The organism is Haloplanus ruber (assembly GCF_024494725.1).
GTDB classification, from domain to species: domain Archaea; phylum Halobacteriota; class Halobacteria; order Halobacteriales; family Haloferacaceae; genus Haloplanus; species Haloplanus ruber.
The window spans coordinates 560,075-581,599 of sequence record NZ_JANHDK010000001.1 but is presented as its reverse complement, the minus strand read 5'-3'; the positions used below and the strand labels follow the sequence as shown (position 1 = coordinate 581,599).

The following is a 21,525-nucleotide window of genomic DNA, read 5'->3' as shown; positions in this document are numbered from 1 at the left end:
GCCGGGTCGAACGAGCCGTCGGATCGGGTCAGCAGGGGGCGGCGTCGACCAACCGTTCGCCGCGGTCGGTTCGCGGGACGACCGCCGGCACGTCGACCGGATCGCCGTCCTCGTCGACGGCGACCATGGTGAAACACGCCGACGTGGTCTGTGTGGTCTCCTCCTCGCGCGGGTCGCGGCTCTCCACGTCGACCCGCACTTCGAGACTGCTGCTACCGGTTTCGTAGACGTACGCGGACAGGACCGCGACGTGGCCGACCGGAATCGGGGTCCGGAAGTCGACGCTCCCGATGTGGGCTGTGACACAGGTCTCTCCCGCGACGGTCATCGCCGCGATGGCAGCCAGTTCGTCCATCAGCCGAACCACCTCCCCGCCGTGTGTGTTTCCGTAGTTGTTTGCCTGATTCGGCTGGATTCGCTCGGTCGACTCGACGTAGGAGTCGAGCACTGTGATCGGCATCGGAGTAGAGGTACCTTCGCGTTGGACCCGCTTGGGGGTGTCGCCGCTGACGGGGCCGACCGGAGTCAGCGGAGCCACGACAGCAGGCCGCCATCGTCGTCGTCATCGTAGGGCTCGTGATCGACCACGCCCCGTCGCCGCCCCTCGTCGACCAGTTCGGCGTCGATATCCTCCTGTGTGAAGTCGAAAAAGCGCTCCTCGGGAAGTTCGATGTCGAGTACGTCGAGCGTGGTCGGTTCGCCTCGGTTGTCGAAGGCACGCCAGTCGTCGGGGCCGTACGGCGCGCCGACGATGATATGGACATCGCCCTGGCCGAAGGTGGATAGGTCGGCCGAACTCGGCCGGAGAGCGCCGTTCGGGTGTGAGTGGACCGACCCCACCGACTGCACGTCGTTCGGTTTCATGCTCGTTTTCACTGTCGCGCTGACGGGGTTCGAGGTGGTGCCAGGAATGACCAACACGTCGGTGATAACCTGTCCCGACCGGTCGAGACCGAGTTTCCGGGCGTCCTCGGCGCGGAGAAATCCCATGTACTCGTCTGGGTGGCTCTCCTCGCTGGCTTCGCGGACGAACTCCAGCGTCTCGCGGGCGATGCCGAGGAGTTCACTCGACCGGAACAGGCGCATACCCTGATTCGGGTCCGTCCCCCCCTAAGGATTCCGGGCGACGCCGGTCACCAGCATATAAACCGGGCGACTACGAGGGTGTGGATATGGCACGCGCACGGACGGTGGTACCGTGACGGTGCAGTTGCCGAGCGAGATCGTCGTCGAGCGCTTCCTGCCGACGGTGCGGTCGATGCTCGCGGCCGAACTCGCGGATCGCGGGTTCGCACAGCGCGAGGTCGCCGACCGCCTCGGCGTCTCGCAGGCGGCCGTGAGTCAGTATCTCGCCGGCGAGTCGGACGGCGAGGAGCGGCTCGTCGAGCACCCACGGATGCGGGCGACGGTCGAGCGGATCGCTGACGGCTTCGAGACGGGCCGGATGGACGACTACGAGGCGCTGGCGGAACTCATGGAACTGGTCCGTGAGTTCGAGGACCGGGGACCGATCTGTGCGATCCACGAGGAGGAGATGCCCGCGCTGGCGGGCATGGGGTGTGATCTCTGTGTCCGCGGCCGCGACCGGGCGGTCCAGGCCGAACGGGAGACCCTCTCGAACGTGCGCCGAGCAGTCAGGCGCTTTGCCAACACGCCGGAGGCGGCCGCGCACGTCCCGAACGTCGGGACGAACGTGGCGATGTCACTGCCCGACGCGACCGACCAGACCGACGTCGCGGCCGTTCCCGGGCGCCTCCACGCGATGCGTGGCGGGGTCAACGTCCCCGCGAACCCGGAGTTTGGCGCCTCCAAGCACGTGTCGACGACCCTGCTTGCCGCCACGGCCGCCGACCCGGCGATCCGGGGTGCGATCAACCTAGCGACGAGCGATACCCTCCTCGCGGCGGTGCCCGACTCGGTCGACGCCGTCGCGTTCGACGCCGCGTACGAGGACCGCCGCGCCCGACTGGACGACCTGTTCGCGGCGGGCGTTCCCCGCGTCCTCTACCACGAGGGCGCGTTCGGCATCGAACCGATTACCTACGTTCTCGGAGAGAGCGCGGTCGACGCGGTCAAAACGGCGGCCAACCTGATCGCCGCGGCCGGGGCCGAACGCGATGACGGCGCCCCGGCCTGACCGACGTCCGAACCGTGTGGTCCAAGACCGCCCGATGCCCGTTGTAGACCGGCGTGAACGTCCCGCCAAGGATCACGACGCGGTCGTTGTGTGACCTGATTTGGCGTGGGAGATCACGCCCGGAGTAGGTGACGGTGGGTGGGGGCCAAACGTTCATAGACGTTCGACCCCCACCGTCGACTATGCGTACCGAGAAGAACGTGGGTGGTCGCGACAGACTCGTGCGGGCGCTTTTCGCGGCGGTACTCACCGTCGTCGCCATCGGCGCCCTCAGAGGCGGTAAGCGAACGACCGGAGTCCTCGCCGCGGCGGGAGCACTCGGCTTCGGCTTCAACGCCGTGACCTGTTTCTGTGGTCTGAACGCGGTCCTCGGGATCGATACGACCGACGAGTGATACAGGTTGTTGTAAGTAATTATCGGTGGGTCGTCGAGACGGTCCAGCGACCCACCAGTAAACAGTTACAAAATCCGTATGAGGGCGGCGCGAGGTGCGGTGGGCCGTTCGGCGTTCGTGGTCCCCGGGATTTAAGCCCGGTTTGGGAGTTCGTCACACCATGTACGGCGCCTACGAGAGCATCTCCGTGACCGTCGACGACGGCGTCGCGACGGTCACGTTCCACCGCCCGGAGAAGTACAACGCCCTGAGCACCGAGGTGTCACTTGATCTGGCACGTGCGTTCACCGAGATCCAACTCGACCGCGACATCGACGTCGTGGTCGTCACCGGCGAGGGGACCGACGCCTTCTGTGCCGGTGCCGATATCGAGGAGTACGCGGGCGACGCCGCCGCCCACGACCCGCGACAGAAAGACCGCCAGCGCTTCCTCTACGAGGACGTCTATCGGGCGCTGTACGACCTCCACCCACCGACTATCGCCAAGATCAACGGCTACTGTGTCGGTGGCGGCCTCATCCTGGCGGCCTTCTGTGACCTGCGGATCGCCGTCGACGACGCCGAGTTCGGCGTCCCGACGACCGACATCGGAATGGTGCCGAGCGGCGGGTCGACATACCGCCTCGCGCAGTTGATCGGCGAGGCCAAACTGAAGGAACTCGTCTACACGGCAGACTTGATCGACGCCGCAGCGGCCCGGGACGCCGGCTTCCTCAATCGGGTCGTCCCCCGGTCGGATCTCGACGACGCCGTCGACGACGTCGTCGATTCGATCCAACACACGGGACAGAGTGCGGTCAAACACTCGAAGCGGGCGATCAACGGCGGCGTGAACGCGACCGACCCCGACACGGCGCGCGAACACGAGGCTGCCGTCTGGTGGGAGCAGTTCACCACGGCCGAGCGTGCCCGCCTCATCGACGAGTTCAACGAGGGGTGACCGCTGTCGCGAGTCGGCGGGTGTGACGCCCGAGACGGGGCCCGCGGCGGGACGTTTATGTGGATACCGCGACCCACGCCGAACGATGACCTACCGGATCGTCGTCACCGACTACGACTTCCCCGACCTGTCGATAGAGCGAACGGCCCTCGAGGACGCCGACGTGGAGCTTCGGGGGGAGTACGCCCGAACCCCCGAGGAGGTAATCGAGGCCGCCGAGGACGCCGACGCACTCCTGGTGCAGTACGCAGAGATTACCGAGGCGGTGTTCGAGGCGCTCGACCTCCAGGCCGTCGGCCGGTACGGTATCGGTGTCGACTCCGTCGACCTCGACGCCGCCACCGAGCACGGCGTCCCGGTGGTGAACGTGCCCGACTACTGTATCGAGGAGGTGCCAACGCACGCGCTCGCACTCCTCCTCGCCTGCATCCGCAAGGTCCCCAGCTACGACCGGGCGATCAAGGGCGGGGAGTGGGACTGGACCGGCGGCAAACCAATGCATCGTCTCACCGGGTCGACGCTCGGTCTCGTCGGCTTCGGCAAACTCCCACAGCGCCTGCGGGAACTCGTCGCTGGCTTCGACCTCGACGTTCTCGTCTACGACCCCTACGTCGACGCCGCGGCGGTCGAGGCCGCAGACGCCGAGAAGGTCGACCTCGACACCCTCCTGGAGCGCTCGAAGTACGTGTCGGTCCACGCGCCACTCACCGAGGAGACGCACCACCTCATCGACGCGGCGGCCTTCGAGCGGATGCGCGAGGACGCGATTCTGATCAACACCGCCCGGGGGCCGCTGGTCGATATCGACGCCCTCGGCGAGGCGGTCGAGGACGGGGAAATCGCCGGCGCGGGTCTCGACGTGTTGCCCGAGGAGCCGCCGGATCGAATCCCGCCCATCGAGCACGAATCGGTCGTCTACACGCCACACGTCGCCTGGTACTCCGAGGAGTCGATGGCGACCATGCGCCGGACGGTCACCGAAGACCTGCGAGACATCTTGCAGGGCGCCATGCCCCGAAATCCAGTAAACGACGTATCCGGGGCGGAGTGAGCGGGTCGGAGGGGCGGCCGGTCGGGTCCGTGGGAGAGAGGTGGGGAGAGGAGCGCCGGCCGACAGCGGGTGGATCGTGAGACTCTTCGCCTCGAAGCAGGCGCGTCGGCGCACGCTCGCGTCCCTTCTCGTCGGCGGCCTCGCGCTCGCGACGGTGACCGTTCTGGTTCGCGACCGACTGTGGATTCTGACCGACGCCGCGACACTCCGGGCGTTCGTCCGTGGGTTCGGAGCACTGGCGCCCGTCGCCCTGGTCGTCCTCCAAGTTCTCCAAGTCGTTCTGGCGCCGATCCCCGGACAGGTGCTTGCGGTCGTCGCCGGCTACCTCTTCGGCCCGTGGTGGGGGACGCTGTTCAACGTCGTCGGCATCGGTCTGGGCAGTGCGGTCGCCTTCTGGCTGTCGCGCCGGTTCGGCCGTGGGTACGTCGAACGCGTGGTCCACGCGCCGGTTCTGGAGCGGTTCGACGGGCTAGTCGAGCGGCGTGGCCTCCCTGCCCTGTTCGTCCTCTTTTTGATCCCCGGACTCCCGGACGATGCGCTCTGTTTCGTCGGCGGGTTGACCAAGATTCCCCTCCGCAAACTCGTCGTCGTCGCGGTGGTTGGCCGGGCACCCGCGTTCTTCCTCGCCAACGTCCTCGGTGGTCTCGTGGCAGCGGGCGAACTCCGCCGGGCTGCCGTCCTGTTCGGCGTCGTCACCGCTCTCGCCGTCGTCGCCTACCTGTGGCGGGATCGGATCGCGGACACACTCGACGACCTGCTCCCCTGAGACGAGGCGTCACCGCGTGTGGCGCGCCGTCCGTGTCACTCCGTGTCGGCGTCCGAGAGCCGACCGGGACGCCACTCGCCGTCGAACTCCTCGTGGAGATAGGGCTTCGCGCCCTCGCCGCTGTAGGTGGCGACGAGTTGCCCGTCGCCTTCGAGGTGGTACTTGTAGGTGGTGAGACCTTCGAGGCCGACGGGGCCGCGGGCGTGGATCTTCCCCGTGCTGATGCCCACCTCGGCGCCGAGGCCGAAGCGGTAGCCGTCCGCAAAGCGCGTCGAGGCGTTGTGGAAGACGCTCGCGGCGTCGACGCTCCGCATGAAGGTGCCCGCGCGGTCGGCGTCCGTGGTCACGATGGACTCCGTGTGCTTCGAGCCGTGGGCGTTGACGTGATCGACGGCGGCCGCGAGGGAGTCGACAATCTTGATCGAGAGTTCGAGGTCGCCGTACTCGGTCGACCAGTCCTCGTCGGTCGCGGGGTCGATGTCGACAACCTCGCGGGTCGGGGCGTCGCCACGGAGCGTGACCCCCGCCTCGCGGTAGCGCTCGACCATCCCGGGCAGGAACTCGTCGGCGACGGCCTCGTGGACCACGAGCGTCTCGACGGCGTTGCACACCGCGGGATACTGCACCTTGGCGTCGAAGGCGACGTCCGCGGCCATCTCGAGGTCGGCCGCGCGGTCGACGAAGACGTGACACACGCCCTCGGTGTGGCCGAGGACGGGAATACTCGTGTTGTCCTGGATGTAGCTGACGAACTCGGAGCTTCCACGGGGCATGAGCAGGTCGACGGCGTCGTCCATCCCGAGAAGCGTCGTCACGTCCTCTCGGGCCTCGATGAGTTGTGCCCAGCCGTCGGGCAGGTCGGCCGTCGCCTCCGCGATGATCTCGTACAGCACGCGGTTGGAGTGACTCGCCTCGCTCCCGCCTTTCAGGATGACGGCGTTGCCGGATTTGAGGCTGAGCGCGGCGATCTGAACGAGCGCGTCCGGCCGGGATTCGAAGACGGTGCCGATGACCCCGATGGGGACGCCCACCTTGTAGAGTTCGAGGTCCTCGTCGAGTCGGCGGGATTCCAGCGTCCGGCCCAGGGGGTCCGCCTGGGCGGCGACGCTCCGGACCATCTCGGTGATATCGTCGAGTTTCGACGGCGAGAGGTCGAGGCGGTCGACCAGCGCCTGGCTGTACTCGCCGGCTTCGAGCAGTTCCTCGGCCGCCTGCACGTCCTTCGCGTTGGCGTCGAGGATGCGCTCGTGGTTCGCGTCGATGGCGTCGGCGACCGCCCGGAGGGTGTCGCTCCGCACGTCGTCGTCGACGTTCGCCAGGTCGAGCGCGGCGGCCTGTGCCTCCGTAACCTTCTGCTCGGTAGATTTGGCTTGCTCAGTCATCGATGACTCCGTTCACGGGGACGAATATCGTCCCCACGGATTTCCCAGTAGCGATTCGTTCGAGCACGTTCGGCTCGGTCGACCCGGCAATGATGGCGGGCGCGCCGTGTTCGCTCACCTTGCGTGCGCCTTGGACCTTCGTCCGGATACCGCCGAATCCGATCCCGTCACTCGACCCGCCGGCGATGAGTTCCTGCACCTCGGCGTAGTTACGCCCGACGGCTTCGATCCGCTCTGCGTCGGCGTCGGCTTTCGGATTCCCGGTGTAGACCCCGTCGACGTCGGTGAGTGTCACCAGTAGGTCAACGTCGACGCCGACGGCGACCGAAGAAGCGAGCATGTCGTTGTCGCCGATCCGGATCTCCTCGGTCGCGACGGCGTCGTTCTCGTTGATGATCGGGACGACGCCCCAGTCGAGGAGCGTCTCGATGGAGTTTCGGAAGTTGGTGAACCGCTCGGGGTCCTCTAGGTCGTGATCCGTCAGGAGGATCTGGGCGACCGTCTGGCCGTAGCGCTCGAAGCTCTCCGTGTACCGCCGCATCAGGTGGCTCTGGCCGACCGTCGAGAGCGCCTGTGACTCCTCGACCGTCTCGGACGGGTAGTCGATCCGCCCCATGCCGGCACCGATAGCGCCGGAGGAGACGAGAATGACCTCCTTGCCGCGGGAGCGCAGATCCTCGATATCGTCGACGAGTTTGTCGAGTTTCTCGTCGTCGAGATTCGACTCGTCGTCGGTCAGAGAGTTCGTTCCGGCCTTGACGACGACGCGCGTGGCGTTGGCCGCGAGCCCTCGTGCCCGCTCGACGGCCGCCGACTCGACGACCTCATTCATCGTCGAACCCGCTGGACAGTTCGCGGGAGCGGTCGGCCGCCGCGTGTACGGCGTCGCCGACGACGGCGTCGGCGTCGCTGTCCCACAGCACCTCCATACCCTCGATGGTCGTGCCCCCCTCGGTCGCGACGGCGTCGATCAGGTCGTCGAGGGACTCCTCGGACCGGAGGACCGTCTCGGCGGCACCCTTGAACGTCTGGGCGGCGAGCGTCCGGGCGTCCCCGGGAGCCATTCCCTCGGCGACGGCACCCTCCTGCATCGACTTGATGAGATAGTAGACGAAGGCCGGGCCGCTCCCGTTGAGCGCCGTCGCCACGTCCATCAGGTCCTCGTCGATCACCACGAACTCGCCGAGCGCGTCGAGGACCGCGCTGACGTCCGCATCGGGGGTGTCCCAACTCACCGCCGCGGCCATCGTGCCCGTCTCGGCGGCGAGGTTGGGCATGAGGCGAACGACCGTCGCGTCGGTGTGTTCGGCGGCGAACGACCGCGGGACGCCGGCCGCGATGGTGACGAGCGTCTGGTCCGCAGAGAGATCGAGATCACCGAGGACGGCGCCCACCACGTCCGGTTTCACGGCGACGAACACCACGTCCGCGTCGGCCGTCGCCGCCGCGACGTCCGACGTCGTCTCCGCACAGTACGGCTCGATGGCTTCGAGGGCGTCCGTGTCCAGATCACACGCGGTCACCCTGTGGGTGTCGGCCCGGGAGAGCCCCTTCACCAAGGCTCCGCCCATGTGGCCACACCCGATGACGCTCACGGTAGTCATGTCGTACGTCCTCTAGACGCCGACCCCAATATACGGACTTTGATTCGCGCCAGCCGTCCGCTCCCTACTCGTAGGTCGTCGTGTAGCCGCCGTCGTGGAGCATGTCGCCGCCGTTGAGGTGGCGGGCGTGCGTCGAGAAGCCGAACACGAAGAGGTTCGCCACCTCCGCGGGCGTCATCATCTCCGTCGTCCGCGCCTGGCCCAGCATGACGTCCTCGACGACCTCCTGTTTGGCGATGCCTCGTTCCTCGGCCGTGTCCTCGATTTGGTTCACCATCAGCGGCGTCAGGACGTAGCCGACGCTGACCGAGAAGGCCCGCAGGGTCCCCTCGCCCTCCGCAGCGATGGCGCGGGTCAACCCGTTCAACCCGTGTTTGGCCGTGATGTACGCGGCCTTGTCCTGCGTGGCGTAGCGGCCGTGGACCGAGGACATATTCCCGATGGCGCCGACCCCATCCCCCGCCCGAATGTGTGGCATCGCGAGTTTCGCGGTCAGGAACGGCGCCCGGAGCATCACGTCGAGCAGTTGGTCGTATTTCTCCATCGGGAACTCGGGGATGGCGGCGATATGTTGCATCCCCGCGACGTTGGCGACGTAGCGAAGATCACCACGCTCGGCCGCGGCGTCGACCATCGCCGCGACGGCGTCGTCGTCGGTGAGGTTGGTGGGCACCGGCAGCACCTCGCCCGTGGCGCCAACGTCGACGGCGAGTTCGGCGGTGCCGTCGAGTCCCTCCGCGTCGACGTCGGCCCCGACGACGGTCAGCCCGTTCGCCGCGAGCGCGACGGCCGTGGCACGGCCGATGCCCGACGCCGCGCCCGTGACGATAGCGACCGTCTTGGGGACGAACCGCTCGTCGTCGAGGACGAGGAGGTCCTCGGCGGTCAGTTCCGGTTCGCTGAGGTCGAACTCGGTGGACATGCGTACCCCTCCTTCGTAACGGGGGCCTAAAACGCTGGGTGGGGTCTCGCAGAGGTGGCGCGCCAGCGGAAACTGGACGCCGGGGACGACAAACCGGAGCGCAGGACTCCGAGGGAACTCTGTGATCGTGGTCACAGTCGCGTGGCGGCGGCAGGCGGCGCCGGGGGCGTTTCTTCAAATATTAATGTCTCGGCCCGGAACCCCCGCTAATGACGCTGTCCGTGACCAACACGCTGACCGGCGACCGCGAGGAGTTCGAGCCAGCGGGTGAGGAAGTCCTGTTGTACGTCTGTGGGCTGACGGTCTCGGACGACGCACACCTCGGCCACGCCAGGGTGTGGACCCACGCCGACGTGATGCACCGGTGGCTCTCGCATCTGGGCTACGAGGTGCGCCACGTGGAGAACTTCACCGACGTGAACGAGAAGGTCGTTGCCCGCGTCGGCGAGGACGACCTCGGCGGGTCGGAACTCGACGTTGCCGAGGGGTTCATCGCCTCGGTCATCGAGGATATGCGCGGCCTGAACCTGAAGCGGGCGACGGTGTATCCACGGGTCTCGGAGCACGTCCCCGAGATCATCGACCTCGTGGAGACGCTGATCGACCGCGGCTACGCCTACGAGGCCAACGGGTCGGTCTACTTCGACGTGACCGCCTTCGAGGACTACGGCAAGCTGTCGAATCAGCACCTCGACGAGATGGAGTCCCAGGGCAACCCCGACGAGCGCTCGGAGAAGCGCCACCCCGCCGACTTCGCGCTCTGGAAGGCCGGCGGTGTCTCGCCGAGCGACGTGGCCGAACACCGCAAGGACGACCGACCGCTCGGCGACCACCCCCCGACCGGAGAGACGTGGGACTCCCCCTGGGGCGAGGGTCGGCCCGGGTGGCACATCGAGTGCTCGGCGATGAGCACGACTCACCTCGACGACACCATCGACATCCACGTCGGCGGCCACGACCTCGTCTTTCCCCACCACGAGAACGAAATCGCCCAGAGCGAGGCGGCGACGGGCGAGCAGTTCGCCCGCTACTGGCTCCACACCGGCCTGCTCGAAACGGCGGGCGAGAAGATGAGTTCCAGCCTCGGCAACTACTTCTACGTCGCCGACGCGCTGGCTGAGTTCGGTCCCAACGTCATCCGGACGTTCTACTGCTCGACCAACTACGGGTCGGAACAGACGTTCAGCGAGGCGGCGATGGCCGAGGCCGAAGAGCGCTGGGAACGCCTTGAACGCGCCCACGAGACGGCGGTCGACGCCTGTGACGGCGTCGACGCCCGCACCAAGGCCGAAGACGAGACACTGCGGACGGCCGTCGCGGAGACGCGCACGGAGTTCGCCGCGGCGATGAACGACGACTTCGGCGTCCGCGAGGCGACGGCCGCGCTGCTGGAACTCGCAACGGCGGTCAACCGCCACGTCGACGGACGGGAGGCGTACGACTACGTCGGCCTGCGGCGGGCGGTCGAGGCGTTCGAGGAACTGGGCGGCGGGGTGCTCGGCCTCGACTTCGGCGGCGGAACCGAGGGCGACGCCCGTCTCGCCGACGACCTGATCGAACTCGTTCTCGACGTGCGCGCGGCCGAACGCGAGGCCGGCAACTACGAACGGGCGGACGAACTCCGCGACGACTTGGAGGCGCTCGGCGTCACCGTCGAGGACGGCGCCGACGGGACGACCTACCGGTACTGAGCGGGCGGCGCCGACGGCACGGTCAGACGGTGAACAGTTCCGTCTCCTCGGGAACGGCAAAGAGGCCCATCCGGACGCCGGCATCCAGCCATCCGTAGCCGTAGGAGTAGGCAGCGAGCGCGTTCACGGGGTCGTCGTTCGCGCGGAAGTGACGGCCGTCGTCGAGGTACGATTCGGCCATCTCTCGGCACTCCGCGGCGGCGGTTCCCAGCGGAGTGTCGGCCGGCGGTCGTGTTTCGGCTTCGTCGAGTGCGTCGGCGAGCATTCGCTCGTAACGGTCGGTCTTCTCCTGCAGATCGGCGGGCATAGACGCGGGTGGGAGCGGCGGCGACAAGAAACCGCCGACGGTGGCGGTCTCGCGCCCACGCACCCGACAGCGCAAGGTAAATGGGTCCCACCGACCAACTGTGTGTATGAGCGAGCGCGACGACGCCGAACACCGGCGTCTCATCGTCGCCGGAAGCGGCATCGCGGGACTCACGGCTGCCATCTACGCCGGCCGGTCGAACAACGATCCGCTGGTGTTCGAGGGCGACGAACCCGGCGGACAGCTGACGCTGACGACGGAAGTCGACAACTTCCCGGGCTTCCCGGAGGGGATCAGCGGCCCGGAACTGGTCAGCAACATGAAAGAGCAGGCGCGGAAGTTCGGCGCCGAAATCGAGAACGGCGTGATCGAGTCGGCCGACGTGATCGACGACCCCGGGCCGGGTCACACCTTCCACGTCACACTGTCGAGCGGCGAGACGTACACGGCCGACGCCGTCATCGCCGCCTCGGGAGCGAGCGCCCGCACTCTCGGCATCCCGGGCGAGGACGAACTCATGGGCTACGGGCTGTCGACGTGTGCCACCTGTGACGGCGCCTTCTTCCGCGACGAGGAGATTGTCGTCGTCGGCGGTGGCGACGCCGCCTGCGAGGAGGCCGTCTTCCTGACGAAGTTCGCGTCGACGGTCCACCTGGTCCACCGTCGCGAGGAGTTCCGCGCCGAGGACTACTGGATCGACCGCGTGATGGAACACGTCGATGACGGCGATATCGACCTCAAGTTGAACACAGAGGTGACCGAACTCCACGGCTCCAAGGAGGACGGCGTCGACCACGTGACGATGGTCCAGCACCCCGAGGGACACCCGACGGACAAACTCGACGACCCCGAGACCGACGAGTTTGCCTTCGACGCTGGCGCCGTCTTCTACGCCATCGGCCACACGCCCAACACCGACTACCTAGAGGACCTAGACGTCGAAATGGACGACGACGGCTATCTCGAAACCATCGGTGGCGACGGCGCCGGGCAGACGGCGACGGGCGTGCCCGGCCTGTTCGGCGCGGGCGACGTGGTCGACTACCACTACCAGCAGGCGATCACCGCGGGCGGCATGGGCTGTCAGGCCGCCATCGACGCCGACGACTACCTCGAAGACCTGGAACGCGAGCGTGCGGCCGCCGGGACGGAGGCCGCCACCCCCGCCGAAAGCGACGACTGAACGGCGACCGCGAGTCCCACACGCCCTTATACCGCGGGGTCCGAGTAGTGCCATGGTCGACACTGAGACCTACACCATCGAAGGCCCGGACGGCGATACGGACGAACTCGAACTGCCGGAAGGGTTGGTCGACACCCTCGCCGAACAGGGCGAGTCACCGACGACGGTCGTCGCCGAAATCGCGTTGCTCTCTTTCGTTCAGCGCTCCCACGCCATCGTCCACCACGCGGAGGGCGAGGTGCCCGCCGACCTCGACGCGATCAACGAGAAAGCCGAGGCACTCTTCGAAGAGCGATTCGGCATGACCTTCGAGGAGGCGACGGGTCACAGCCACTAAACGAACAGGAGCGGAAGCATCGCGAGGACACCGGCGGTGACGCCGGCGACGAGTTCGCGTCGCCCACCACCCGGCAGGTCCGCGCCGATGGCGAGGGCCTCCGGGACGAACTCCGTGGCGACGAGGTAGATCATCGCACCGGCGGCGAAGCCAAAGCCGATCGGCAGGAATTCGCGGGCGATGCGGACGAACAGGAACGCGATCACCGCGCCGATGGGCTGCGGGAGACTGGAGAAGACGGCCCACCAGACCATCTTCCACTCCGAGATGCCGAGCGTCCGCAACGGAATGGAGATAGCGACCCCCTCGGGGATGTTGTGAATCGAGATGGCGACGGTCATGAACACGGCGAGTACCGGCACGACGAAGCCAAAGAGGCCGAGAGTCGTCCCCGCCCCCGACTGTAGTCCGAGGTCGGCGAAGGAGACACCCACCGCAACCCCCTCGGGGAAACTGTGGACGGTGAGCACGCCGAGGATCAGGAGTAACTTCCGGAAATCCGCCTCCGCGTAGTTCTTCGGCTGCACCTCGTACCCCTCGATCACCTCGTGGGCGACGACGACCAACACCACGCCCGCGAGCAATCCGGGCACGATCTCGACCGGCGAATCCGCGGCCGACAACCCCTCGAACACCAGGCCAAACACCGACGCGGCGACCATGATCCCCGAGGCGAGTCCCCACAACGCAACGTTCCAGCGGTCGCTCACCTCGTCGACGAGGAAAAACGGAATCGCCCCGAGACCGGTCGCCAGCGCGGTCACCAGACCGGCGAGAAAGACGAACACGACGTTCGCTAGTAGCGCCATCGTTCGACGACAAGCGGTCGACGAATATAAATATTATCACGATTCTGATATATTTGGCCGGCCTAAACCGGCGGGAACCGCCCCCCGCATTTATGCGGTGGCCGGTGATAGCGTCGTTCGATGGGAGGATTGTCCTCGTTGTTTGCGCCGGATCGTGTCGCCGTCGTCGGAGCGACGGAGCGTCCGGGATCGGTCGGGCGCGCACTCGTCGAGAATCTCGCCGACTTCGACGGCGATGTCGTGCCCGTCAACCCGAACTACGAGACGGTGTGTGGCCTGCCGACGAAAGATAACCTTTCCGACACGAGCGCCGATCTGGCCGTGGTGGTGGTGCCGGCGCCCGCGGTGCTCGATGTCGTCCGCGAGGCCGGCGAGGCGGGGGTTCGGAACGTCGTCGTCATCTCGGCGGGGTTCGGCGAGGCGGGTGGCGAGGGTGCCGCCCGCGAACGCGACCTAGTCGAACTGGCCGAGGAGTACGATCTGAACGTCGTCGGGCCGAACTCACTCGGAATTATCGGGACGCCGGTCGGTCTCAACGCCACGTTCGCCCCACGGTCGGCGCCCACCGGATCGATATCGTTCCTGAGCCAGTCGGGGGCCTTCGTCACCGCCGTCCTCGATTGGGCGGCCGACCACGGCGTCGGATTCAAGGACGTGGTGTCGCTCGGCAACAAGGCCGTCCTCGACGAGGCGGACTTCGTGGCCTCGTGGGGCGAGGACGAGGGGACGGACGTAATCGTCGGCTACCTCGAAAGCGTCGAGGACGGCCGCCGGTTCGTCGAGGTGGCCCGCGAGGTGACCCCCGAGACGCCCGTCGTGGTCGTCAAGTCCGGGCGGACGGAGGCGGGGGCACAGGCTGCGTCCTCGCATACGGGGGCGATGGCGGGGCAAGACCGGGCGGCCGCGGCTGGCTTCCGAGAGGCGGGTGTCGTCCGCGTCGACACCGTCCAGGAACTCTTCGATGCCGCGCGCGTCCTCGCCGGACAGCCGGTGCCCGAAACCGACGGCGTGGCCGTCGTCACCAACGCCGGCGGGCCGGGCGTGATGGCGACCGACGCCGTCGGCGACGCCGCTCTGTCGCTCGCGACGTTCGACGACGGGACGGTCGACCGCCTCCGTGAGCACCTGCCCGAGGGGGCGAACGTCTACAATCCGGTGGACGTCATCGGCGACGCCGACACTGAGCGGATGTGTACGGCCGTCGATGCCGTCCTCGACGACGACGCCGTGGGGTCGGCAGTCGTCATCGCTGCGCCCACCGCCACACTCGACTACGACGACCTAGCCGCGGCGGTGGCCGACCTCCAGGCGCGACACGGCGTCCCCGTGACGACGTGTCTGATGGGCGGCGAGCGAGCCCGACAGGCCGAGGGCGCCCTCGATGCGGCGGGCATCCCCAACTACTTCGATCCCGCGCGGGCGGTCGGGAGTCTCGACACCCTCTCGGAGTACCGCCAGGTTCGCGAGCGAGGGGGCGCCGAGCCGACGACCTACGACGTGGACCATGAGGCGGCTAGGGACGTACTCGACCAGGCACGGGAGCGCGGGGCGACACGACTCGGCGTCGAGGCCATGCCGCTGCTCGACGCCTACGGCATTCCGACGCCTGCGGGCGAGGTGGTCGACTCGCCGGTCGACGCCCTCGCGGTCGCCGAACGACTCGGCGATCCGGTCGTCATGAAGATCGTAAGCCCCGATATCCTGCACAAATCCGACATCGGCGGCGTAAAAGTCGGCGTCCCCCACGAGGAGGTGTACGACGCCTTCGAGGATCTGATCACCCGAGCGCGCAACTACCAGCCCGACGCGACGATCCTGGGCGTCCAGATTCAGGAGATGGTGGAGACGGAGTCGGGCGTCGAAACCATCGTGGGGACGAACCGCGACCCGCAGTTCGGGCCGCTGGTGCTGTTCGGCCTCGGCGGCGTCTTCGTCGAGGTGATGGAAGACACCGCCCTCCGTCTCGCGCCGCTGGCCGAGTCGGAGGCCGAGGCGATGCTCGACGAGATTCAGGCCGCGCCGCTCCTGTCGGGCGCGCGGGGACGCGACCCCGTCGACAGAGCGGCCGTCGCGGAGACGCTGGCCCGCCTCTCACAACTCGTCACCGACTTCCCGGCCATCCTCGAACTCGACGTGAATCCGCTGGTAGCTCGCCCCGACGGCGTGCTGGCGGTCGACCTCAGACTGACCCTCGATCCAGACACCCTATGACCACCCTACTCGTCACCGCGACCGGAGAGAGCACAGGCAAGACGGACGTCGCCGTCGCGCTCGGCCGCCAAGCGCAGGCCCGAGGCCACAGCGTCGGCTACATGAAACCGAAGGGAACGCGCCTCCAGAGTCAGGTCGGCAAGACGCTGGACCGTGACCCCATGCTGGCGCGTGAACTCCTCGAGGGCGACGACGAGATGCACGAGATGGAACCCATCGTCTACTCGCCAACGTTCGTCCGGAGCGCGATGGAGGGTCGAGAGCGGCCCGACGAACTCCGCGAGCGCGTTCGCGAGGGCTTCGACGCCGTCGCCGCGGACCGCGATCTGACGGTCGTCGAAGGCGGCGGCCGCCTGACGACCGGCGGCGTCGTCGACCTCACCGATCCCGAGGTGGCCGACCTTCTCGGCGCCGACGTCGTGTTGATCGCCGAGTACGAGACGCCAGCCGACGTGGACGACGTGCTGGCGGCCGCCCGACAGATCGGCGACCGCCTCACCGGCGTCCTGTTCAACCGGGTCGCCGACGCCGTCTACGACGAGGTCGAGACCCTCGTCGCGCCGTTTCTCGAAGAGCGAGGAGTGCCGGTGCTCGGCGTGTTGCCCCGCGAGCCGACCCTCGCGGGCGTCACCGTCGCCGACCTGGCGAGCGAACTCGGCGCCGAACTACTCACCGACGTCCCGACCGACGGCATCGTCGAGCGGTTCCTCGTCGGCGCGATGAGCGGCGAGTCGGCGCTCCGATTTTTCCGTCGAACGAAAGACGCCGCGGTCGTCACCGGCGGCGACCGCGCCGACATCCACACCGCGGCGCTCGAAGCACCGGGGATCAGATGTCTGGTACTCACAGGAGGGCGACGACCTCCCGCGACCGTCCTCGGCACCGCCGCGGAGAAGGGCGTCCCCATCCTGCTCTGTTCGGGTGATACGCTCACCACGCTCGAACGCGCCGAGGAGGTGGTCCGCGGCGGGCGGACGCGCGACGAACACACCGTCGAGGTGATGGGTGATCTGCTGACCGACCACGCCGACGTCGACGCGCTTCTCGACGCGGACTAGCACCGCCAGCCACGATCCGTCCGATTGAGTCGCTCGGCGCCGTCCGCGGTGACGACGACCAAGTCCTCGATCCGGACGCCGAAGCGATCCGGGAGGTAGATCCCGGGTTCGACGCTGAACACCATCCCCGGTTCGAGTGTCACCTCGCCGCCGGCGACGACGTCAGGTGCCTCGTGGACGTCGAGACCGGCGCCGTGACCCGTCCGGTGGACGAACCGCTCGCCGTAGCCCGCCGCCTCGATCACCGACCGAGCGGCGCGGTCGACCGCTCCCGTAGAGACCCCGGGTTCGACGCGCTCGACCGCTGCGGTCTGGGCTTTCCGGACGACCGAGTGGACTTCCTCGACGGCCGCCGGCGGGTCGCCGTCGAAGACGACCGTTCGGGTCTGATCGCTCACGTAGCCGTCGACACAGGTCCCGAAATCGAGGACGACGGGGTCGCCGGCTTCGATCACCCGGTCGCCGCTCGTGTGGTGCGGGTCGGCTCCGTTCGGTCCCGCAGCGACGATTGTCTCGAAGGCGATGCCCGTGCCGCCGTGGCTCTCCAGTCGCTCCTCGATGTACTCCGCGAGGTCGGCCTCCGTCCGCCCCACTGCATCGGGACCGAGAGAGCGTACGTCACGCATCGTCGCGTCCGCCGCCGCGGCGGCCGCCCGGAGGGCGTCGAGTTCCTCCTCGTCCTTCCGGCGGCGGATCGGGGTCACCACCTCGCTCGCGAGGCCGAACGAGGCCGCCGGCAGTCGCTCGCGGAGGGTGAGTGAGACGGCCGCCCACATCCGGTCCGCGAGGAGGACGCGGGCGGGCGATAGGTCCGCGAGGAGCGGATCGAGCACGGGGGCCGGCCCCGTCTCGTCGCGCCACGATCTGACATCCGTGACCCACGTTGCCGCCGCGATCCGTTCGGCCTCCAGCGCCGGGGCCACGAACGTCGGGTCGCCCTCGGTGGGAACCAGAAGGAGCGTGAGTCGGTCGCTCGGGTCGGCGTCGACGCCGGTCAGGTAGTACAGGCTTCGCCCGGGTGAGAGGGCTAGAAGATCGGCGTCGCTGTCGGTGAGTCGCGACTGGACCCGTCGGGTCCGCCGTTCGAACGGCGTCATGACACCCCGTTTCGCCCCCGTCGACAAAGACGCGTCGGCGTCTCCAACGCTGCGGTTGACCCCCTGTATTTTTGTCACGCGACTGCGGGGTCGTACGTATGCCCTCCTGGTACGCCTTCGCCGCCCTGTCGGCGGCGCGTAACGCGACCGAAGAGTTTCTCCGTCCCATAGAGCGAGGAACGTGGCTCCGCCTAGCGGTGATCACGCTGTTCGTCGGCGTCGGCGGTGGGATCCCAACCGGCGGAAACGCGAGCACGAGCGCCCCCTCCGGCGGCGGCAGCGGGATGTCGGAGTTCCCGTCGCTGTCGACGCCAGAGATCGGATCGACGGTGGCGCTGATCCTGGGGCTTCTCGCCATCGTACTCGTCCTCTATCTCCTGTGGAACCTCGTCGGCGCGGTGATGGAGTTCGTCCTCGTCCGTGCCCTCCGCGACCGCTCGGTGTCGATCCGCGACCCCTTCACCGCGGAGTTTCGCCCCGGTCTGCGGCTGTTTGGCTTCCGGATCGCCGTCAGCCTCGGCAGCCTCCTGTTGGTCGCGCTGCCGATACTGCTCGTGGTTGCCGGCGGCGTCAGCCTCTCGGCGGCAGTGTTCGTCCTCGTGATCCCGCTCTTAGTAGCCTTCGTCGTCGTCGGCCTCCTCACCAGCGTGATCCTCGGTCTGACGACCGACTTCGTGGTGCCGACAATGCTGACCGAGAATCGGGGCGTCCTCGACGCCTGGCGTCGGATCTGGCCGACGCTCCGCGCCGAGTGGAAACAGGTCGGCCTCTATCTGGTCGCCAAGTTCGTCCTCGGCATCGCCGTCAGCCTCGTCGTCTCCATCGCGATTCTCCTCGTCGCCATCGCGTTGGCCATCCCGGTCGTGATCGTCGGTGGCGCCCTGTATCTCGGTATCGCCGCCGCCGGCGTCGGTCACGCCGGCGCAATCGTCGCGATCCCGCTGGGACTGCTCTTTGTTCTCACGTTGATCGTCGTCGCCTTGCTTCTCCAGGTGCCCGCGCTCGTGTTCGTCCGCTACTACTCGTTGTCGGTGCTCGGGATGTTGCTCCCCGAACTGGATTTAGTCGGCGTCGACCGGCCGGACGACGACAAGGACGACGACGACGGAAATGGAACGGACGACGAGGACGGCGACGACGGAAATGGAACGGACGACGACGAGGACGGTGACGACGGGAACGGCACGGACGACGACCCAACAGACGCGGATATCGACGACGAACCGGTCCGCACCGGTGGGTCGACAAGCGGCGACGGCGTGGGGAGTCCCTCCTGGATCGGCGCCGGGGCCGCGGTTACGACGGTCCCCTACCGCCGCTCTTCCTGAAGCCGCTCGGTCGTTTCGATCAGCGGGTGTCGCGCGTAGTCGACGACCGAAATATCCTCGAGAGAGTCCAGCCCTTCCTTCGCGGCGGTCCGCTGCATCCCGAGTTCGAGGTCGGTGCCGCCTTCGTCGACGACGATAACGTAGGCGTCCATCTCCTCGATGTCGAGGCGGCTGGCGGCCATGACCCGGTGGTGGCCGTCCGCGAGCAAGAGCGTCCCGTCGTTGTCGATGACGACCAGTGGCTCGGCCAGTCCGTGTTCGAGTTCGTAGCTCCGGCCCTGTAACTCGTCGGCGTACACCCGGCCCTGGGTCGGCGTCAACTCGGACAGCGCGACACTCCGGCGTTCCTCCGTGGCCTCGATGTCGTGAATCTCCTCCAGCGTGTGGAGCAGTTTGTCCACCTTCTTGGGCGTCACCCGCTCGATCTGACTCCGGATGACGTCCGTGTTCGAGATGATGCCGACGAGTTTGCCCGCGTCGTCGACGACCGGGAGCTTCTGGATGCCCGAACGAAGGATCACCCGCGCGGCGTCGTTGACCTTCATCTCGGGATGGGCGACCACGAGGTCCTCGGACATCACGGTGAACACCAGCGCCTCGTCGTCGGCCAACAGTAGGTCGCGGGCGCTGACGAACCCCTCGACCTGCCGGCCGTCGGTCACCGGGAAGCCGGTGTGCCCGTCGCTCTCGACGATACGCCGCGATACCTCGGCGACGGAGTCGTCGGGGTCGACGGTGGCAACGTCCCGCGTCATGTACTCCTCGACGGTCGCGTTCTCGGCCATCGGTCCGTCGTACGCGGCCGACTCTCAAAAGCGTGGTCGTCCGACGGGGGCGGATATCAGCTATCGTCGGCCAGCGGGAACTCGAAGGCGGCGTCGGCGACCGACGGGTCGCGATTCGGTGCGTTCGGGGGGTTCTCAAGCACCTCGAAGACTCGCTCAGCGACCACATCGTCGACGATGTCCGCGAGCGAGTCGGACGCGTCCTCGTCGACGGCGCTGAGAATGCCCAGTGGGATCTGTGCGCCGGCCATGTCTGCGTGCCCGCCCGCGCTCCCGATGGCATCCAGCGCGTCGCGCAGAACCTCCCCAAGGTCGACCGCCGTCCCGCGGGCGCGCCCCGAGACGTACACCGTCTCGTCCATGAACCCGTAGACGACGACGATCCGTATCCCCTCCATGTCGAGGAGTTTGTCCGCCGCCTGCGCGAGGGCGTCGCGGTTCCGAATCCGGCCGACGCCGGTGGTGAGCACCTCGCCTCTGACGTCGCGGTTGTGGATCGCCGCGGCCAGAATCGACAACACCTCGGGACCCATGCTCGGCGACTCCACCCGTTCGAGGACCGACCCGTCCACGTGGGGATAGAGAAACGCCGCCGCCTCGAAGTCGGCCTCGACGGCCTCGCGGGTGAACTCCCGCGTATCGATGCGGATGCCGTACAGGAGCGCGGTCGCCACCTCGGGACTCGGGGCACGGCCCAGACGCTCCAGATACTCCGCAAGGAGGGTACTCGTCGCCCCGACGTTGCTTCGCAGGTCGACAAAGCGCGCCGTGACGGGGCCTCGTGGCGGGTGGTGGTCGACGACGACGTCGATGGCGGTGTCGGGATCAAGGCCGTCGTTGACGCCGGGGCGAGAGTGATCCACCAGCGCCACGCCCGCGTAGTCGTCGAGACTTTCGTCGGGGGCGAGCGTCCGCAAGTCGAGGTCGAGCAAGTTCACCAGCGCTTGGTTCTCTTGGTGTGAGATGTCCCCGTAGTAACAGGCGTCGGTCGCGACGCCAACCGACCGAGCGATGTCGGCGAGGGCGATGGCCGACGCGATGGCGTCCGGATCGGGGTTGTCGTGCATCACGACCGCCAGTCGGCCGTCGATCTGCCGGAGGGTACCCAGGAGTCGACACACCCGCTTGCCGCCGTCGTCGGCCACCGCCTCTAGGAGGTGATCGGCGAGTGTCGCCCGAGTGTCGACGACGCGGTCGGCGACGGCCGCCAACCGCTCGTCGGCGCCGCCGTCCCCCGTTGAGGCAACGATCAGCGCGTTCGGGAACGACTCTCGCGCCCGTTCCGCAGCGGTCACGTTACAGGCGGGGTCATCGCCGAGAACGAGCACCACGTCCGCTGCCTCGGGATACGTCTCCGGATCTGTCGGATCACCGTGGATCACCTCCGCGTCCGCGTCGAACCCCTCGGTCGCCCCATCGTCGGACACGACCACTCGGAGGTCACCGCCCCACGTCGAGACCACGCCGGCGACCGTCCGGCCGGCGTGACCGCAGCCGAGCACCAGCCGCCTGACCATGTACG

The 21,525-nt window shown here is 67.8% G+C and carries 22 protein-coding genes; 11 read left to right on the top strand and 11 right to left on the bottom strand.

What is annotated here, in order from left to right; translation table 11 throughout:
* Positions 1–28: 28 nt before the first annotated feature.
* Together NO878_RS03115 and NO878_RS03110 are read right to left on the bottom strand one after the other, a co-directional pair.
* Positions 29–460, bottom strand: coding sequence for an acyl-CoA thioesterase (locus NO878_RS03115; RefSeq protein ID WP_256404498.1), 432 nt, complete (start codon positions 458–460; stop codon positions 29–31).
* Between the two features lie 65 nt (positions 461–525).
* Positions 526–1,086, bottom strand: a complete 561-nt coding sequence (locus tag NO878_RS03110; RefSeq protein WP_256404497.1) for a Mov34/MPN/PAD-1 family protein — start codon at positions 1,084–1,086, stop codon at positions 526–528.
* 112 nt (positions 1,087–1,198) lie between these two features.
* On the opposite strand from NO878_RS03110, the gene NO878_RS03105 reads away from it, so the two are divergent.
* The 5 genes from NO878_RS03105 to NO878_RS03085 all read left to right on the top strand — a co-directional run bounded on the left by NO878_RS03105 (position 1,199) and on the right by NO878_RS03085 (position 5,289).
* The gene (locus tag NO878_RS03105; RefSeq protein WP_379823848.1) at positions 1,199–2,137 is read left to right on the top strand and encodes a thiamine-phosphate synthase family protein; all 939 of its coding nucleotides are present in this window, start codon (positions 1,199–1,201) and stop codon (positions 2,135–2,137) included.
* Positions 2,138–2,319: 182 nt separating this feature from the next.
* Complete coding sequence (locus NO878_RS03100) at positions 2,320–2,532, top strand: YgaP family membrane protein (protein WP_256404495.1); 213 nt, start codon at positions 2,320–2,322, stop codon at positions 2,530–2,532.
* Between the two features lie 160 nt (positions 2,533–2,692).
* A complete protein-coding gene (locus NO878_RS03095) occupies positions 2,693–3,472 on the top strand; it encodes an enoyl-CoA hydratase/isomerase family protein (protein ID WP_256404494.1) in 780 nt (259 codons plus the stop codon).
* Between the two features lie 85 nt (positions 3,473–3,557).
* Positions 3,558–4,523, top strand: coding sequence for a C-terminal binding protein (locus tag NO878_RS03090; protein ID WP_256404493.1), 966 nt, complete (start codon positions 3,558–3,560; stop codon positions 4,521–4,523).
* A 76-nt stretch (positions 4,524–4,599) separates the two neighbouring features.
* Complete coding sequence (locus tag NO878_RS03085; RefSeq protein WP_256404492.1) at positions 4,600–5,289, top strand: TVP38/TMEM64 family protein; 690 nt, start codon at positions 4,600–4,602, stop codon at positions 5,287–5,289.
* 35 nt (positions 5,290–5,324) lie between these two features.
* Here NO878_RS03085 and NO878_RS03080 read toward each other — a convergent pair whose 3' ends face one another.
* From NO878_RS03080 to NO878_RS03065, 4 genes are all read right to left on the bottom strand, one after another.
* Entirely contained in the window at positions 5,325–6,671 is a 1,347-nt protein-coding gene (locus NO878_RS03080; RefSeq protein WP_256404491.1) for a glutamate-5-semialdehyde dehydrogenase, read from the bottom strand.
* Entirely contained in the window at positions 6,664–7,503 is an 840-nt protein-coding gene (gene proB / locus NO878_RS03075) for a glutamate 5-kinase (RefSeq protein ID WP_256404490.1), read from the bottom strand. Before proB ends, NO878_RS03080 begins: the two co-directional genes overlap by 8 nt.
* A complete protein-coding gene (gene proC / locus NO878_RS03070; protein WP_256404489.1) occupies positions 7,496–8,275 on the bottom strand; it encodes a pyrroline-5-carboxylate reductase in 780 nt (259 codons plus the stop codon). The genes proB and proC overlap by 8 nt, the downstream gene beginning before the upstream one ends.
* Before the next feature lie 64 nt (positions 8,276–8,339).
* Positions 8,340–9,197, bottom strand: a complete 858-nt coding sequence (locus NO878_RS03065; protein ID WP_256404488.1) for an SDR family oxidoreductase — start codon at positions 9,195–9,197, stop codon at positions 8,340–8,342.
* Between the two features lie 209 nt (positions 9,198–9,406).
* Here NO878_RS03065 and cysS point away from each other — a divergent pair, with 209 nt between their 5' ends.
* Positions 9,407–10,888, top strand: coding sequence for a cysteine--tRNA ligase (cysS, locus tag NO878_RS03060; protein WP_256404487.1), 1,482 nt, complete (start codon positions 9,407–9,409; stop codon positions 10,886–10,888).
* 22 nt (positions 10,889–10,910) lie between these two features.
* Here cysS and NO878_RS03055 read toward each other — a convergent pair whose 3' ends face one another.
* Entirely contained in the window at positions 10,911–11,195 is a 285-nt protein-coding gene (locus NO878_RS03055) for a DUF357 domain-containing protein (RefSeq protein ID WP_256404486.1), read from the bottom strand.
* 106 nt (positions 11,196–11,301) lie between these two features.
* On the opposite strand from NO878_RS03055, the gene NO878_RS03050 reads away from it, so the two are divergent.
* Both NO878_RS03050 and NO878_RS03045 read left to right on the top strand, forming a co-directional pair.
* The gene (locus NO878_RS03050; protein ID WP_256404485.1) at positions 11,302–12,378 is read left to right on the top strand and encodes an NAD(P)/FAD-dependent oxidoreductase; all 1,077 of its coding nucleotides are present in this window, start codon (positions 11,302–11,304) and stop codon (positions 12,376–12,378) included.
* Between the two features lie 52 nt (positions 12,379–12,430).
* On the top strand, positions 12,431–12,715 hold the full coding sequence (locus tag NO878_RS03045) for a DUF7545 family protein (RefSeq protein WP_256404484.1): 285 nt from the start codon (positions 12,431–12,433) through the stop codon (positions 12,713–12,715).
* Here NO878_RS03045 and NO878_RS03040 read toward each other — a convergent pair.
* Complete coding sequence (locus tag NO878_RS03040; RefSeq protein WP_256404483.1) at positions 12,712–13,524, bottom strand: ZIP family metal transporter; 813 nt, start codon at positions 13,522–13,524, stop codon at positions 12,712–12,714. The genes NO878_RS03045 and NO878_RS03040 overlap by 4 nt on opposite strands.
* A gap of 120 nt (positions 13,525–13,644) precedes the next feature.
* Between NO878_RS03040 and NO878_RS03035 the strand changes: the two genes are divergently transcribed.
* Positions 13,645–15,735, top strand: a complete 2,091-nt coding sequence (locus NO878_RS03035; protein WP_256404482.1) for an acetate--CoA ligase family protein — start codon at positions 13,645–13,647, stop codon at positions 15,733–15,735.
* The gene (locus NO878_RS03030; protein ID WP_256404480.1) at positions 15,732–16,793 is read left to right on the top strand and encodes a phosphotransacetylase family protein; all 1,062 of its coding nucleotides are present in this window, start codon (positions 15,732–15,734) and stop codon (positions 16,791–16,793) included. Before NO878_RS03035 ends, NO878_RS03030 begins: the two co-directional genes overlap by 4 nt.
* Here the strand turns inward: NO878_RS03030 and NO878_RS03025 are convergent.
* On the bottom strand, positions 16,790–17,890 hold the full coding sequence (locus NO878_RS03025) for a M24 family metallopeptidase (protein ID WP_256404479.1): 1,101 nt from the start codon (positions 17,888–17,890) through the stop codon (positions 16,790–16,792). The two genes, NO878_RS03030 and NO878_RS03025, sit on opposite strands and share 4 nt — an antisense overlap.
* 98 nt (positions 17,891–17,988) lie before the next feature.
* On the opposite strand from NO878_RS03025, the gene NO878_RS03020 reads away from it, so the two are divergent.
* The gene (locus tag NO878_RS03020; RefSeq protein WP_256404478.1) at positions 17,989–19,218 is read left to right on the top strand and encodes a DUF7544 domain-containing protein; all 1,230 of its coding nucleotides are present in this window, start codon (positions 17,989–17,991) and stop codon (positions 19,216–19,218) included.
* Here NO878_RS03020 and NO878_RS03015 read toward each other — a convergent pair.
* Together NO878_RS03015 and NO878_RS03010 are read right to left on the bottom strand one after the other, a co-directional pair.
* Positions 19,200–20,003, bottom strand: coding sequence for a CBS domain-containing protein (locus NO878_RS03015; protein WP_256404477.1), 804 nt, complete (start codon positions 20,001–20,003; stop codon positions 19,200–19,202). The two genes, NO878_RS03020 and NO878_RS03015, sit on opposite strands and share 19 nt — an antisense overlap.
* Before the next feature lie 56 nt (positions 20,004–20,059).
* Positions 20,060–21,520, bottom strand: coding sequence for a DHH family phosphoesterase (locus tag NO878_RS03010; RefSeq protein WP_256404476.1), 1,461 nt, complete (start codon positions 21,518–21,520; stop codon positions 20,060–20,062).
* Positions 21,521–21,525: the final 5 nt, after the last annotated feature.

Coding starts and splice junctions, on each gene's coding strand:
- NO878_RS03115 (WP_256404498.1), bottom strand. CDS start 460: ATGCCGATCACAGTGCTCGACTCCTACGTCGAGTCGACCGAGCGAATC.
- NO878_RS03110 (WP_256404497.1), bottom strand. CDS start 1,086: ATGCGCCTGTTCCGGTCGAGTGAACTCCTCGGCATCGCCCGCGAGACG.
- NO878_RS03100 (WP_256404495.1), top strand. CDS start 2,320: ATGCGTACCGAGAAGAACGTGGGTGGTCGCGACAGACTCGTGCGGGCG.
- NO878_RS03095 (WP_256404494.1), top strand. CDS start 2,693: ATGTACGGCGCCTACGAGAGCATCTCCGTGACCGTCGACGACGGCGTC.
- NO878_RS03090 (WP_256404493.1), top strand. CDS start 3,558: ATGACCTACCGGATCGTCGTCACCGACTACGACTTCCCCGACCTGTCG.
- NO878_RS03080 (WP_256404491.1), bottom strand. CDS start 6,671: ATGACTGAGCAAGCCAAATCTACCGAGCAGAAGGTTACGGAGGCACAG.
- proB (WP_256404490.1), bottom strand. CDS start 7,503: ATGAATGAGGTCGTCGAGTCGGCGGCCGTCGAGCGGGCACGAGGGCTC.
- proC (WP_256404489.1), bottom strand. CDS start 8,275: ATGACTACCGTGAGCGTCATCGGGTGTGGCCACATGGGCGGAGCCTTG.
- NO878_RS03065 (WP_256404488.1), bottom strand. CDS start 9,197: ATGTCCACCGAGTTCGACCTCAGCGAACCGGAACTGACCGCCGAGGAC.
- cysS (WP_256404487.1), top strand. CDS start 9,407: ATGACGCTGTCCGTGACCAACACGCTGACCGGCGACCGCGAGGAGTTC.
- NO878_RS03055 (WP_256404486.1), bottom strand. CDS start 11,195: ATGCCCGCCGATCTGCAGGAGAAGACCGACCGTTACGAGCGAATGCTC.
- NO878_RS03050 (WP_256404485.1), top strand. CDS start 11,302: ATGAGCGAGCGCGACGACGCCGAACACCGGCGTCTCATCGTCGCCGGA.
- NO878_RS03045 (WP_256404484.1), top strand. CDS start 12,431: ATGGTCGACACTGAGACCTACACCATCGAAGGCCCGGACGGCGATACG.
- NO878_RS03040 (WP_256404483.1), bottom strand. CDS start 13,524: ATGGCGCTACTAGCGAACGTCGTGTTCGTCTTTCTCGCCGGTCTGGTG.
- NO878_RS03035 (WP_256404482.1), top strand. CDS start 13,645: ATGGGAGGATTGTCCTCGTTGTTTGCGCCGGATCGTGTCGCCGTCGTC.
- NO878_RS03030 (WP_256404480.1), top strand. CDS start 15,732: ATGACCACCCTACTCGTCACCGCGACCGGAGAGAGCACAGGCAAGACG.
- NO878_RS03025 (WP_256404479.1), bottom strand. CDS start 17,890: ATGACGCCGTTCGAACGGCGGACCCGACGGGTCCAGTCGCGACTCACC.
- NO878_RS03020 (WP_256404478.1), top strand. CDS start 17,989: ATGCCCTCCTGGTACGCCTTCGCCGCCCTGTCGGCGGCGCGTAACGCG.
- NO878_RS03015 (WP_256404477.1), bottom strand. CDS start 20,003: ATGGCCGAGAACGCGACCGTCGAGGAGTACATGACGCGGGACGTTGCC.
- NO878_RS03010 (WP_256404476.1), bottom strand. CDS start 21,520: ATGGTCAGGCGGCTGGTGCTCGGCTGCGGTCACGCCGGCCGGACGGTC.